This is a genomic window from Paenibacillus sp. J31P13 (assembly GCF_056269295.1).
The window spans coordinates 593978-607765 of sequence record NZ_JBWDNR010000003.1; the positions used below are offsets into that span (position 1 = coordinate 593978).

Below are 13788 nucleotides of genomic sequence, written 5' to 3' on the forward strand. Positions count from 1 at the left end.
CAGTACCTTCTGCTCTTTATAGAGCAGGAAGTTGCATATATAATCATTCATACAGAGAAGGGGACAACAAACATGAACAAGAAGTTCAAGCTCAAAAATCTGTTGATGCTGACAATCGCGATGGTTCTCGTATTTACAACCGCTTGCTCTACAGGTGGCAACAACAATGCCGGTAAGAACGAGGGTAATGGAGAACCGGCAGAAGAAGTGAAGCTTACTCAGGATGATAAAGGCTGGGAAGTGGATAAAACGCCAATTACATTTGACTGGTATATTAACTTTTCTTGGTTCCCTAACAAATGGGGCGTTGATGCGACTTCGAAATATATAACAGAGAAAACAGGCGTTAATGTTAACTTTATCGTTCCTGCGGGCAACGAAGCAGAGAAAATGAATACGATGATGGCATCTGGCAAATTGCCAGACTTTATTACACTAGGCTGGTATGAAGAAGCGGTTAAAAAAATGATTGAAGGCGGTCTAGTTCTTCCTTTGAACGAGCTTGCTGATAAATATGACCCTTATTTCTACAAAGTAACAGATCCAGCTAAGCTCTCTTGGTACAAGCAGGAAGACAATAATGTATACGGCTATCCTAACTCTTCCTCATCACCGAAGGACTACGAGAAATTCGGAGACAACATTACATCAACTCAGACTTTCTTAGTTCGTAAAGATATGTACGAAGCGCTAGGAAGCCCGGATATGCGTACGCCAGAAGGCTTCTTGAAAGCACTTGCGGATGCGAAGAAAATGTATCCGGATGTTAATGGCCAACCGCTTATTCCGCTAGGCATGTATGATTTCACCGATACAGGCAATGCATCGCTTCAGCATTATATTCAGAACTTCCTTGCCGTTCCTTACGATAAGGATGGTCAATTATATGATCGCGATACAGATGCTGAATATGTAAAATGGCTTAAAACGATGCGCCAAGCGAACGAGAACGGCTTATTGTCAAAAGATATTTTCATCGATAAGCGTCCTCAAATGGAAGAAAAAATTGCACAAGGCCGTTATTTCGCCATGCTGTATGCCAGATCTGACCTAGCAAACCAACAAAATGCACTATTTGCAAATGATCCGAACTCTATTTATATCGCTGTTGACGGACCTGCAAATACGAACCTTGATCAACCAACACTTGCTGGCCCATCCATTTCTGGTTGGACCGTTACATTGATCTCTAAAGATGTGAAAGACAAAGCTCGTGCGATTCGTTTCCTAGACTACTTGATTTCTGAAGAAGGACAGCATGATGGATTCTTCGGAGAAAAAGGTGTAACCTACGACAATATTGACGGTAAGGATCAGTTCTTGCCAGAAGTATTAGATATGCTCAATAATGATCGCGGTGCTTTTGACAAGAAAATTGGAGCTTCTCATACGTTTTGGATGATGATGGATACAAATTTAACACCTATTTGGTCACCGCCAGCAGTTGAGCCATTCAAGCAATTGGAAGACTGGACGCGCGGCAAAGCGAAGAGCTTGTCCGAATTTGATCAGCTTAATCCAACAGGTACTTCAGAAGAAGGCATCATGAATACGAAGATGGGCCAAGAGTTTGGTAAAGTACTGCCAAAACTGTTGCTTGCCAAATCGGATGCAGAGTTCGATAAAATATGGAATGAGTATTTGACGAAACGCGAAGCGCTCGGTTTCAGTAAGGTACAAGCCTTCAAACAGAAGAAATACGAAGAAAATGTAGAAAAGCTGAATGCAGCTACGAAGTAATGAAATGAAAACTTTGACCACCTAGGGACTCCCCAGCGAAGGTACTCCAGAACCGGATACGGTTTGGAGTGCTTTTTGTCGCATTAGGAAGTTATAGCAGTAAATCATGTTTAGAGCGGATGTGTGAAGGAAATGGGTAGGAAATTTCGGTTGTATCTTCAATCTGTTACCAATTGGCTGGGCCGCCGATCTATGCAGACTCGTCTGGTAGCTGCTTATATCGTCATTCTGTTAATTCCAAGTATCGGTGTATCGAACTATCTCTTTAGCCAAATAAGGGATAATTATATTAGTGATACTCGTAAACAGGGTCAATACTTAGTCGAAATGGAAAAAGTGAATGTGCTGAACCAGATTGAAGCGATGGAACTGGCTGCCCAGCTCACGATATCAGAGTCTGACATAATCGATTATATCTCTACAAAAGAAGAGCTGCCTATTGAGCAGTTGCTTGACTTAACTCGGGGTTCGCTTGCTGACATGACCAATATTCAGATTAATAACCCGAATATTGCCCATCTTCGTTTATTTGCGAATAATGACCATATATCAGAGATTTGGCCTATTATCTTTCATGAACGCCGCATTCAGAACGAGACTTGGTTCGATCAACTGGATCATTTGGAGGGCAAGGAGCTCTGGGTGTTCAAGAATGATGATCCCGATATTATGCATCGAAATGTTACAGATGTTAATACTCAAATGCCAAAGGTTTCTCTCATTCGTGTCATCAATGCTGGGAAAAAGCGCATTGGCATTATACAAGTGGAGATGCTGTTGAAGCAGTTTTCGCCAAAGGGGTTTGCCAATATTAAGGACGATGGCGCACAGATGATGATTGCTGACGGGAATGGGGCTATTTTTCTAGATGATAATCAGCCGTTTGTAGCTCGCAATCCAGAGCTTCACGAAGCTATTCAGAGAGAGTTTACTGAAATGAATAAGCAAGGAAATACGGAGAAGCGCTTCACGGTTAACAAACACCCTTATTTGCTGGTCTCTACACCAATAGAGCAGGCTGATGCTCATATTCTGAACGTGGTATCCTTGCAGAAAGTACATGAACGTGTATCCAAAGCAAAGCAGCAGGTTATAGCCGTTAATCTTATTCTAATCGGTTTGTTATCTATTATTACGTATATGATGAATTCCTTTATTCTCAAAAATCTAAGACGTCTCACAGAGGCTATGAAGAAGGTTAGAAGAGGGGAAATGCCGACAGGACTACCCTTAGGCGGAGGCGGAGAAATAGGCGAGCTTGCTCATCACTTTAATAAATTGATTCATACCATTAATGAATTGATTGCACAGGGAGTGAAAAAGCAGGCACTAACGAAAGAGGCTGAGCTGCGTACGCTGCATAGTCAGATTGATTCACATTTTTTATATAACACGCTTGAGAATATAAAGATGCTGGCTGAAATGGAAAACCAGCGAACCATTTCGGATTCGCTAACTTCACTTGGCGGAATGATGCGTTATAATTTCAAATGGTCGGGTGAATATGTAAGCTTACAGGATGAGATTCGTCATATCCAGAATTACATTGCTGTTATGAATATTCGATTCGATGAGCCAATCCAGCTTGAGCTTTCGATTCCACCGAGACTGCTAGGTATTGAAGTGCTCAAAATGTCACTCCAGCCTATTATAGAAAATGCTGTAAAGCATGCTTGGATCGGTATGGACGGCAGCAAGAGTATCATCTTGATTGATGTCTCAGAGAACGAGGAAGCTGCCATTATTATCACGTTGAGAGATAACGGTATGGGCATTGATGCTTTTCGCTTAGATCAATTAAATCAAATGATTCATACTGCTGATGATAGCGGTACGACTTCGGTTCAAGAGGTTAGAAACGAAAAGCAGGTATTCGGGATCGGCCTTCGAAATGTTCATCAACGCATTCGGCTTTATTATGGAATTCAATATGGATTACACGTGTTCAGCAGCGAGGGGCAATTCACAGAGGTGGTTATTACCCTTCCTAAGGTGCTGTTAATGGGAGGAAATTCCGGGCATGAGACAAATGTTAATCGTAGATGATGAGAAAAATATCCGGTTAGGGCTAAAAACGATGATTGAAAGAGAATTTCCAAATCAATATGAAATTCGGACAGCCATTCATGGTGAAGATGCATTATTACAATATAAGAGTGAACGGGCTGATATCGTTATTACGGATATACGTATGCCTGGAATAGACGGTATCGGACTAATTAAGAAACTAAGCAATGAAATCGAGCTAATGCCGAAACCAATCTTCATTATCCTAAGCGGATATGACGACTTTGCCTACGCTAAGGCGGCTATTGAGTACCAGGTTAAAGATTATCTATTAAAGCCAATACGCAGAGACGAGCTGTTTGAGTCCTTGCGTAAGAGTGAGCAAGCTCTTCGGGCAGAGGCTGAATTAGCAGAAAGAGTTGCTGTAAGTGATACGTACAGGGAAGAGCTTCAAATAAATCAGCTTAGGGAATGGTTTAGACAGGATGAGCCTGAGCTGTACTCCGATATTACAAGTGATTTTGAATCAAAAATTGGATTCGATGGATTTAAGCGTCCGTTTACCATTGCCGTCTTGAACCACAAATCGGAGAGCGGCGACTCCATGAATAAGCAAGAGTTTAAGCTATTGGTAGAGAAGATGCTGCAGCAAGTAGAGGGCGTTCTAGATGTCTCTTTTTTGGACAGCGAGAGCAAGCTCGTCTTGATTGGGAGTCCAGCCCTGCAATTCGAAGAGTGGTTTAAGAATGCTGGAGGAAAAGAACTGGACGGACTGCGGATGGGTATAAGCGCGGAGGGAAGCCAAGTAGAGGATCTGTTCTACTGCTATAAGCAAGCCTCCGAAGCGCTGCAGTATTCCTTTATTTATTCCAATAGCCGTCTTCTGCACTATAAAGACATTGCAAAGAAACCACTGTATTACCCTGTACCTGACGAGGACATTCGGAAGCTGGGAAATATGCTGGGGACTGATCGAGAGCGTGAAATGCAAGAACTGCTTAAGGTCATTTTTCATACAGAGGATATTCCTGATGTTGACATTCAATACTTGAAGCTTGTTGGAAAAATGATTAATGAGCAAGTATTGGACGAGATATTTCGCATCTACGGCGAAGCATCGATTGAAGTACTGAAATTATATCGCAAAGTAGGAAGTATGGATAATTTCCGGAACTTTCACGACTATTACCGGAGTCTGGAACTTCTGCTATCTAGTGTGAATGACTATGTTAGGGGCATTCGTTCTGCCTATAGTGAGCATTCGGAGATCAAAGCAGCTGTTTCCTATATGGAGATGAATTATTTCAAGCCGCTTAATATGGCTGTCGTAAGCAACTATGTTGGCTTAAATTATTCCTATTTCAGTGAAGCCTTCAAAGTCCATACCGGTGAGAATTTTGTGTTGTTTTTGAAGAAGATTCGTATTCGTAAGGGCAAGGAGCTGCTGCTCGAAGGGAATCAAAAAATGCAGGAAATCGGAAGTGCGGTAGGCTTTGAGAATACGAAACAATTTTCTCGCGTGTTCAAGGAGCTGGAGGGAATCTCACCGCAGGAATATCGGATTAAGATGCGGTCGGATGCCGATTTATGCCCAAAGGAGCTTTAATGCTCGATCGGCTTCAGCAGATCTATAATGACAAGGTCTGGCTTGTAGCTATGAATGTAATGAGAGCCTGTCGGGCACGATGATTTGCTTACCGGATAAGGACCAAGAGGGAAGGGCTGACTGGCTTTGCATCCATGCTTTATCATCGCTTAGCTTCCTTCTTTTATGAAAGGCATCCTCTTAAATTCATGTGTATTGGATTAAAATGGAAACCAACTAAAGCAGGGGGCCTTCCTCGACTTTAGTCTGTATCCAATAAAAAAAGTTAGAGGAGCCACAAGGCTCGTCTAACTTTTTTTGTCTAAATCAAACTCTTAATCGACCAAGATTAGAGGTCTTTTTTTACCGCAGTGAGCGGACCGAATGTTTCCGCAGGAGCGTCCTCATCGGCTTCAACAAAGCGTTTAAGCGATGATAGTTTATTATCCCAATAGCGCTCATAATAGGCAAGCCAACGCTTCAACTCCAGTAGTGGCTCTGGATCTAGCCGATAGCGTGTTTCCCTGCCGACCTTTCGATCCTTCACGAGACCAGCATCTGCCAAAACGCGCAAATGCTTCGATACCGCCGTACGGCTCATCTCAAAATGTCCGCTAATGACGGTAACGGGCAGCTCATCATCACCAATGACATGCAGTAGTTTGCGGCGTGTAGGATCTGCTATCGCCTGAAATACATCATGCTTCGGTGCCGGATCACTCATCTTAGGCCTCTACGTAAGTGCTTAGTTTTTGTACGAGACCTACCCAGCCGCCTGCCATTTTACCGCGAATCTCTTCATGCGCTTGACCGAATTCGGTAACGGTGTCCGTATTCCAGCCCGAATGAATAAGCGTAAATTCCGTTTTTCCTTCTAGCTCGACTAGCTCGAAAGTCAATGACCAATCCTTGCCCCATTTGAAAGAAAGGCGCTTAGGTGGATCAAGCTCGGTTACCTTACAAGGAGACTTTCCGAATGGTCCTGCTTCCAAATGAAACTCGTAACCCAACTCAGGTTGAAAATCATTTGGCATAAACCATGCTGAAATTCCTTCAGCTGTTGCTACTGCATGCCATACCTTCTGAATTGGCGCATTCAGTATAATTGTTTGTCTAATATCCGGCAAAGCACCGTTTGTATTGTTATTTTCCATTTGATGGCCTCCAATAATTATAGGAATCGTGGTTATTTCGATTTTGCATAATATGAAACCTTTTGGTTTCGCATCGCTATTATATGACACCTTTTGGTTTCGTGTCAAATGGAATAACAAATGAAACAGAGTTCGTTTGTTAATATACCCTTATTATGGTTATTTAGTAGATGTGTTGTATTATTTTTGATGTCTATTAAATAACAGAATCTATCTCTGCTTGCGGAATAGACTAGCGAGAGCGTTACATAGATATGGAAATAAGATCAAGCGTTAAGAATGGGCTGTTTTGGGGTACTAATGCATATAAGCGAAGGGAGATGTTGAAGTATGCCTAATAACGCTGATAAGCAGCAAGAGATTCCTGAACGTTATCCCAATAATGAACCGGAAATTAAACCCCCGGCTTCACCAGAGATACAGCCTAATGGGCCAGTTCCAGAAATTATCCCACCTCCTGATCCAGAAATTAAGCCAGATACCATACCAGAAATTAATCCAGAGATACCGCCAGAGGCACCGCCTGCTCAATAATAAATAAAGCCAAGCCCCGTGATGAACACATCGCGGGGCTTGGCTTTGGATACATGCATAAGCGACTAGTTTATGAGCTGTCTTTTTATTTTTTTGAGAACCATATAGGAGAAGTGAAAAGCTGGAAGAGGATCGTCCAAACTCCATACGGCAGGTGCTTTTTTGACGAAATGAGATTTGAATACCTGTATTCTGCTCAATTGCTTTGTTTTGATATAGGCTCTAGATGAAAGAATATCCTCGAACAGGAAGCAGAATACTCTTCCTTTATCCTCGGTAACTGCCTTCGTACCAATCGCTTTGCCTGTTTTTCAAATAGAATCTCAGAAGGGATGGGTATGATAATGAAATGGATGCTATTATTTATAGAGAGATTTGAAATTTCAAGGATAGTTTGATTTTAAAAAGGAGGGATACGAATGAATATACGCTTGTTGAATACGGATGAGCAACCCCCAATGGAGCTGCTGCTATTAGCAGACCCTTCCCAAGAGCTTGTGCAAGCCTATGTGAAAAGAGGACAATGCTTTGTAGCGGAAATAGACGATGGCATAATAGGGGTCTATGTTTTACTGCCGACAAGGCCTGATACCATTGAGTTGGTAAATATAGCGGTAGATGAAAACTGCCAAGGGAAAGGGTTAGGGAGAGAGCTGATTAACCATGCCATTGCCAATGCTAAACTGCTCGGTTTTAAAACGATTGAAGTCGGCACGGGGAATTCTAGTGTAGGTCAGCTTGCTCTCTATCAGAAATGCGGCTTCCGAATAACAGGAGTGGATAGAGATTTCTTTATTAGACACTACTCGGAAGAGATTTTTGAAAATGGGATACAAGTCATCGATATGATTCGTCTAGCGCAAGATCTATAATTGATGTCGGATGAAATGGAGCATACTTTTATTGAGTGGCAATTGATTATTCCTATTGAAAATGTAATAGCAATGGAAGGTAGATTGGCAAAAAGGTTTACAAAAGCAGGGATGAATCAGGTTGCCGCAGGAAGCCCCCTGATTCACCCCTTTACTAATCTGCTTACTTGCTTGTAATAGTAACATTGCCTTATCCCTTAGGAGGCAGGAAGTCGTTAAGACTGCGAAAGTTTCTTTTTAATTCGAATAATGGCTTCTCGTGTGACAGCCTCGCCAGCTGCTATACAAATTTTTGAATCTTTGAAGCCGATTTGATTGAAACCAAGGTCTGGACGCAATACGATATCAGCAAGCTGCAGTTCCTCTTTCACCATCTTCGCACTCATCATATCAATGGTATTCATAAGGGAGTCTACAAAATGTCTAGCTGTACCCTTAGCGAAAGACTCTGCACATACATTCACAGCAATAACAATATCCGCACCCATACTTCGTACCAATGCTGCTGGCACCGGATGAACGACGGCCCCGTCCACAAGTGTCTTTCCTTGATAGTACACGGGACGCATGATAGCAGGTATTGCTGTACTAGCACTGATTGCATGAGCTAATGATCCGCTTCTCATTATATGCGCATCACCCGTTGAAGCATCTGAGGCTACGGCGGCAAATGGAATAGGCAGATTTTCAATCTGTTTTTTTCCAAGGTGCTGCTCGATAAATCCAATCATCGGTGTATTATGCACAAAGGAGCGTTTAGGGAGGGTTGGCCTAACCAATTGCCCCCAGCGAAGGGTTGTGAGAACACCAGCACAATCCTCCACCGACATCCCGGCCGCATAAGCGCCACCGACTAATGAGCCAACACTCGTGCCTGCAATCATATCAATGGGAATGCCCTCTTCCTCCAGCACTTGCAATACGCCAAGATGAGCCATTCCCCTGATAGAGCCGCTCCCTAGCGCTAATCCGATAGTCGGTCTATCACCAGCCTTGCGAGTTCTGCCAAAACGCAAATGATTGCTATAGATCGTACGACCCTGACTTAGAATAAGAGCTTCCTGAACAATGGCCTGTAATTCATCAACATTATTAGTTAAGTAGGGGAAAAGACTAAGCATGCGAAGCGCATCGGGAGAGATGGCTGCATCCATATGCTCGGCTCCTCTTTTTTCTAAAAAATACTGAGCCAGCATCGGAATATCCTCTGCTCTTTCCCTTAGGGCAGGTACATGAAGGGTTGTTAGGTTGTTTATTAGTATAGGCTGTAATGCGGTCATGACAATTCGCGTCCCAGTATCTGTTTCTATGAGTTCTCTCAGCACAGTAGGAGGCAGCTGATCAGCATGTTCAACGACGATTGTACCGCCTTTGGCCGCTCGTACTTTTGTATCCCAAGCCATTAGGTCAAAATCATTTGCATCGATTGTGAGCAGTGGATAATGACCTTGTGTTGCAGTAAAATGAAGCTTTCTTGCGACATTCATCTTTCCTGTACCAGCTTCACCCACAATGGCAACATGCCCATGTTTAGCAGCGATGCGATCTATCTGCTCTAGCAATTCCCGCATCGCGGGGCTTGCTCCGATCAGCTCGCCATATCGTTCTTGCTCCCCGGACTCATGCTGCTTCATAATTAATAAGCTTTTGGCATGCTCCTCCATAACACGGTCGTTGGAACCTTGAAGCCGCTTGATCATGGTGTCGATAACTTGTCTGCGGAACTCTGTATTTTTATCCATTAAGAACAGCATACCTTCACGCGACAATTTTATCGTACAAACCTCGTCAACTGCTTCAACATAAGCGCTTATCGGATCACCTGTCAGGCATGACATTTCACCGAAAAAAAGTCCTCTTTGCAATAAAGCTAACTCAACTTTAGTCTCATGGGTAATGAATACTCGTGTTTGGCCTGATACTATGATTTGAACGCTTTTACTAATCGAGCCTTGCTGCAAGATAAGCTGACCAGCTTCATAGCGATGCTCTTGTATTTCTTGGTCCAATTGCTGTAGTTCTTCTTCAGTTAGCTGATCCAACAAGGGATAGGCGTGATAGGGATGCAGCAATGTGACTCCTCCTCCTTAGGATTGTATATTGTACTCTTTCATAAATATAAAGCCATTGACTGTACAGAAATTTAATATATGTATTTTTTTATATAAATAAAATAAAATAAAATAATAGCATAAAACAGGAAATATATCATGTATTTACAATTAGATTGGAAGTTTTCGTAATGCTTCTCTTTTTAGGGAGCAGATGTTTAGTTGACGATTTTACTAGGGAGGAAGAATTGTAGTAATCCATCAACAGCCTTACCTAGGCTAGAGAAAAGATATCATGTACCATTAACTATATAAGCTTACAATTCAGGTCATTCACTAAAGAGAGATTCGGCAGTGATTATAATATAGGGGAGAGACTTGCATGGACATAAAAGCAGCTCAAGATCAGGTTGCAAAGTGGGGCATGGAGCATTCGAATGAACTAGCATTAAAAGGTACGGAGATAGAGGCTTCTTACATTTGGAATCCAGGTGGTTTCGTCAATCAATCCTATCGCATAACGGATGGAGAAACGGTTCGGCATGTGAAATTTGCGCAAGAACAAAAAGTTCCGCATTTAAAACAATGGTCCCTTATTGACGAATATCTCAGAGATAAATATCTTGCACCACTGCTCGTTTATGAGGTTAAACAAGAGGTGCTTCCCAAGTTTCCATATGGATTGGTTTTTGAGTTTATAGAAGGAAAGCCATTAAGCTCGGTTGCTGATCCAATACCAGTCGTATCTAAGGTACTGAGAACGCTAAGCCAACTGCATCAAGATAAAGAAATTCTGAAGGTAATTGCAAGTGATAAGGCTCAGTCATATGCGGAGGCTTTTATCGAAGAGTATGTCCATCGATTTGAAGAAGATTTGATTATTATTGAATCTGAAAAAAACTTGCTCGATTTTGTATCTGACGAGACTCTAGAATGGTTTCATACTGAGGTTGTTTCATTAAGACAGCTTGCGAATAATAAGACGTGTTTTGAAAAGCCGGCGATGGATGTCGTTCATAATGATCTAAACTGGCAAAATATTTTAGTGAAGGATAGTGATGAGTTTTGGATCATTGATTGGGATGATCTAAAGGTTAATGGCGATGCTGCAATGGATTATTCTGTGCTGCTCTATCCGTTGTATCATACCGAAGCATGGCCTATGCTTCGGGACCAAGTGATTGCGTTGGCGGGCGAAGAAGTATATGAACGCATGGATCTCTATTTGAGAGCTAAACTGCTTGATGATGTGATTGATATCCTTGCTGACTACGTAGAATCGGAAAACGTACCGGCTGTGAGAGAAATGACTCAGAAGCGGGCTAAGGAAATACATCTGCATGCATATTCTGAGTATAAGAGGCTCTATGTGCGCTGAGTTAAAATGGGATGCCGCATAGTGAGCGGCATAAGGGGCTTGAATAGAGCTAGAAATTAGCTCTATTGGTTCGGTTTTGGTTGGTTTGGGGGAAATAGAGCTAGTAATTAGCTCTATTTCCTTGTATATGGCGCGATATGGGTCAGTATGCGGCATAAGGGGCTTGAATAGAGCTAGAAATTAGCTCTATTGGTTCGGTTTTGGTTGGTTTGGGGGAAATAGAGCTAGAAATTAGCTCTATTTCCTTGCATATGGCGCGATTTGGGTCAGTATGCGGCAAAAGCGGTTTGAATAGAGCTAGTTTCTAGCTCTATTGGTGCGATTTTGGTTGGTTTGGGGGAAATAGAGCTAGATATTAGCTCTATTTCCTTGCATATGGCGCCATAGAGGTAAACGGATGCTAAGCGATAAAGTAAGCTAATAATGAACATAAAATACATGAAAAAGTAGTAATTATCATTTTGATTTTGTTTGTTTTTCTATATAAATGATTGAAGGTATGATAATAGATTAATCTTCTTATCTCCCCCCAGACCTCATGAGCTGACTCAACTTAATCCATGAACTTCTAGCTCAAACTCATTCATATACGGTAAGTCATTTAGTTTAAAATATGCAATTTTAAAAAAACATGAGACTATCTGTCCCTTTTCATCTTCATGGCGTGTTATAGAAGTAACTCAACACATTAGGGAGGTGATCGAATCGACACGCAATCCATAGAGGACATGATTATTGACGTACAGAACGGTCAAACAAACAAATACACTACTGTCGTCAATACGTATCAGCAATCTATTTTTCGGTATTGTTTGCGTTTGTTAGGGAATCGGCAGGACGCGGAGGATGCGACTCAAGATATTTTTGTCAAAGCCTATGAGTCGATCAAAAGCTACAAGCCAACGGTGAGCTTTTCAGCATGGTTATATAAAATTGCCTATCATCATAGTTTGAATGTGCTGCGCCGACGGCGATCTCAGAATCAATTGCTGCTTCGGTTATTTAAACCCTTTGCTTCTGAATCAGAAAGCCCAGAGCAGCTCATGGATAAAAATCTATTTAGTCCACAATTATCAGCTGCACTAGCAGCACTATCACCGGAAGATCGCTCTCTGCTCATACTGCGTATTTTTGAAGAAAAATCATTTAAGGAATTGAGTGATATTATAGGCAAAGATCCAGACGCACTGAAGAAGAAGATGAGCAGAGTGAAGGAGAAAATTAAGCGAGTTATGCGAAAATGGCAGGAGGAAGAGGAATGGGACGAGCAGGATCAAATCGTGAATATGAATATATAAAACAATATGCTGTACCTGATGAACAATTACCCCAAATTGCTATAACAGAGCATGTAATGAGTAAAATCTATGCAGGCAGGACCGAACAAGTTACCGGAGTCAGCAGACTTAAAAGTCTTAACCTTCTCAAAATTTTTAGCCTTTCGAGAAGCCTCAATCCGCTAAATAGGCTTAAGTCTGCGAACCGATTATCGGTTGCCGTAGCGATGTTGTCTTTCATATTGTTAACAACCGTATCCGTGTATGCGGCAAATGAAATCATACAAATCCGTAACCAAGCTGGAGAGATTAAATTGGAATCAAGCGTGCTGGAGGCGAATCCACAATCGGTGCAGGGCAGCAAGAGCTTGGAAGATAGAAATAGGGAACAAGTGCTTGAGGAGCTGCGACCAGGAAACGTGCTTGCTTATTATTATAACGAGAACACAAGAAACCCAGAAATAAAATTCATATACGATACGAATATAAGCGCCTCGTATAGCGCGTTATTAGAACTAATGGAGCAAAAATCTGCACCTATTCTGAAGGAGCCTGCCATTTTGCCTGAAGGATTCCAATTCAGCTATGGGAATGTTGAGCCGATTCTGCCAAATCCTTATGATGCGAAAACCTCAGCAGAATACGCAAGATTACTGGGGGTGTTCCAAGCGAATGAAGGTGCTGCCGAGACTCAGAAATTGTTCATTGAGCCTGTTTTGTGGTCGAATGCGAATGCTACAAATCTAGTGTACAAGAGCGGAGAAATGACAATTGCGTTCAAGGCTGCGCATAGTGTGCTGGAGATGGAGCTGGCATTCTCACCCGAATATAAACAAGAAAAGCGATTGATTGGTAAAGCAGAAGTCATTTATGCTCATACAAGCAAGGACCATTACTTCGATCAAAAAGCAGCGTGGTATGATGAATCGCAGGATATATTTTATACCATTAATGCTTCAGGCGAAGGTCAACTGACATCCGAACAGTTCATGAATATGGTAAAGGGTATGATCATAAAATAGCACATTAATACCGAAAGCTGAGCTTACTCTAACGAGAAAGCTCAGCTTTTTTTATAGCGAGTCAGCATACCGTGCAGGATAAAGCAGTCTGAAGACGAATCTGTAATATGGGAAATATTTCATATACTAAAACAACTTAAATGAACGGTTTGCGAGTCATGTTTGCAA

Annotated in this window: 13 protein-coding genes; 9 read left to right on the top strand and 4 right to left on the bottom strand. The window is 42.0% G+C overall.

From position 1 onward, the window contains the following. Positions 1–72: 72 nt before the first annotated feature. The 3 genes from AC0YOD_RS13465 (at position 73) to AC0YOD_RS13475 (ending at position 5353) form a co-directional block, all read left to right on the top strand. Entirely contained in the window at positions 73–1740 is a 1668-nt protein-coding gene (locus AC0YOD_RS13465; RefSeq protein ID WP_475799807.1) for an extracellular solute-binding protein, read from the top strand. Positions 1741–1872: 132 nt separating this feature from the next. Continuing rightward, entirely contained in the window at positions 1873–3786 is a 1914-nt protein-coding gene (locus AC0YOD_RS13470; protein ID WP_475799808.1) for a cache domain-containing sensor histidine kinase, read from the top strand. Continuing rightward, positions 3761–5353 (top strand): response regulator transcription factor, encoded by a 1593-nt coding sequence (locus AC0YOD_RS13475; protein WP_475799809.1) that lies wholly within the window; start codon positions 3761–3763, stop codon positions 5351–5353. The genes AC0YOD_RS13470 and AC0YOD_RS13475 overlap by 26 nt, the downstream gene beginning before the upstream one ends. Here AC0YOD_RS13475 and AC0YOD_RS13480 read toward each other — a convergent pair. From AC0YOD_RS13480 to AC0YOD_RS13490, 3 genes are all read right to left on the bottom strand, one after another. Beyond that, entirely contained in the window at positions 5350–5499 is a 150-nt protein-coding gene (locus tag AC0YOD_RS13480; protein ID WP_475799810.1) for a hypothetical protein, read from the bottom strand. The genes AC0YOD_RS13475 and AC0YOD_RS13480 overlap by 4 nt on opposite strands. Before the next feature lie 182 nt (positions 5500–5681). Further along, positions 5682–6056, bottom strand: a complete 375-nt coding sequence (locus tag AC0YOD_RS13485) for an ArsR/SmtB family transcription factor (protein ID WP_475799811.1) — start codon at positions 6054–6056, stop codon at positions 5682–5684. A gap of 1 nt (position 6057) precedes the next feature. After that, entirely contained in the window at positions 6058–6486 is a 429-nt protein-coding gene (locus AC0YOD_RS13490) for an SRPBCC family protein (RefSeq protein ID WP_475799812.1), read from the bottom strand. Positions 6487–6816: 330 nt separating this feature from the next. On the opposite strand from AC0YOD_RS13490, the gene AC0YOD_RS13495 reads away from it, so the two are divergent. The 3 genes from AC0YOD_RS13495 to AC0YOD_RS13505 all read left to right on the top strand — a co-directional run bounded on the left by AC0YOD_RS13495 (position 6817) and on the right by AC0YOD_RS13505 (position 8069). Continuing rightward, on the top strand, positions 6817–7020 hold the full coding sequence (locus tag AC0YOD_RS13495) for a hypothetical protein (protein ID WP_475799813.1): 204 nt from the start codon (positions 6817–6819) through the stop codon (positions 7018–7020). Positions 7021–7439: 419 nt separating this feature from the next. Then, a complete protein-coding gene (locus AC0YOD_RS13500; RefSeq protein ID WP_475799814.1) occupies positions 7440–7892 on the top strand; it encodes a GNAT family N-acetyltransferase in 453 nt (150 codons plus the stop codon). A 3-nt stretch (positions 7893–7895) separates the two neighbouring features. Further along, positions 7896–8069 (top strand): hypothetical protein, encoded by a 174-nt coding sequence (locus AC0YOD_RS13505; RefSeq protein WP_475799815.1) that lies wholly within the window; start codon positions 7896–7898, stop codon positions 8067–8069. A gap of 38 nt (positions 8070–8107) precedes the next feature. On the opposite strand, the gene AC0YOD_RS13510 is transcribed toward AC0YOD_RS13505, so the two are convergent. Beyond that, positions 8108–9964 (bottom strand): patatin-like phospholipase family protein, encoded by a 1857-nt coding sequence (locus AC0YOD_RS13510; protein WP_475799816.1) that lies wholly within the window; start codon positions 9962–9964, stop codon positions 8108–8110. Positions 9965–10325: 361 nt separating this feature from the next. Between AC0YOD_RS13510 and AC0YOD_RS13515 the strand changes: the two genes are divergently transcribed. The 3 genes from AC0YOD_RS13515 (at position 10326) to AC0YOD_RS13525 (ending at position 13620) form a co-directional block, all read left to right on the top strand. Continuing rightward, positions 10326–11321 carry an aminoglycoside phosphotransferase family protein gene (locus AC0YOD_RS13515; protein WP_475799817.1) on the top strand — a complete coding sequence of 332 codons (996 nt, stop codon included), beginning with the start codon at positions 10326–10328 and terminating at the stop codon, positions 11319–11321. A 728-nt stretch (positions 11322–12049) separates the two neighbouring features. Then, positions 12050–12619 (top strand): RNA polymerase sigma factor, encoded by a 570-nt coding sequence (locus AC0YOD_RS13520; protein ID WP_475799818.1) that lies wholly within the window; start codon positions 12050–12052, stop codon positions 12617–12619. Further along, positions 12580–13620 (top strand): hypothetical protein, encoded by a 1041-nt coding sequence (locus AC0YOD_RS13525; RefSeq protein ID WP_475799819.1) that lies wholly within the window; start codon positions 12580–12582, stop codon positions 13618–13620. Before AC0YOD_RS13520 ends, AC0YOD_RS13525 begins: the two co-directional genes overlap by 40 nt. Positions 13621–13788 lie beyond the last annotated feature (168 nt).

Coding starts and splice junctions, on each gene's coding strand:
- AC0YOD_RS13465 (WP_475799807.1), top strand. CDS start 73: ATGAACAAGAAGTTCAAGCTCAAAAATCTGTTGATGCTGACAATCGCG.
- AC0YOD_RS13470 (WP_475799808.1), top strand. CDS start 1,873: ATGGGTAGGAAATTTCGGTTGTATCTTCAATCTGTTACCAATTGGCTG.
- AC0YOD_RS13475 (WP_475799809.1), top strand. CDS start 3,761: ATGAGACAAATGTTAATCGTAGATGATGAGAAAAATATCCGGTTAGGG.
- AC0YOD_RS13480 (WP_475799810.1), bottom strand. CDS start 5,499: ATGATAAAGCATGGATGCAAAGCCAGTCAGCCCTTCCCTCTTGGTCCT.
- AC0YOD_RS13485 (WP_475799811.1), bottom strand. CDS start 6,056: ATGAGTGATCCGGCACCGAAGCATGATGTATTTCAGGCGATAGCAGAT.
- AC0YOD_RS13490 (WP_475799812.1), bottom strand. CDS start 6,486: ATGGAAAATAACAATACAAACGGTGCTTTGCCGGATATTAGACAAACA.
- AC0YOD_RS13495 (WP_475799813.1), top strand. CDS start 6,817: ATGCCTAATAACGCTGATAAGCAGCAAGAGATTCCTGAACGTTATCCC.
- AC0YOD_RS13500 (WP_475799814.1), top strand. CDS start 7,440: ATGAATATACGCTTGTTGAATACGGATGAGCAACCCCCAATGGAGCTG.
- AC0YOD_RS13505 (WP_475799815.1), top strand. CDS start 7,896: ATGTCGGATGAAATGGAGCATACTTTTATTGAGTGGCAATTGATTATT.
- AC0YOD_RS13515 (WP_475799817.1), top strand. CDS start 10,326: ATGGACATAAAAGCAGCTCAAGATCAGGTTGCAAAGTGGGGCATGGAG.
- AC0YOD_RS13520 (WP_475799818.1), top strand. CDS start 12,050: ATGATTATTGACGTACAGAACGGTCAAACAAACAAATACACTACTGTC.
- AC0YOD_RS13525 (WP_475799819.1), top strand. CDS start 12,580: ATGGGACGAGCAGGATCAAATCGTGAATATGAATATATAAAACAATAT.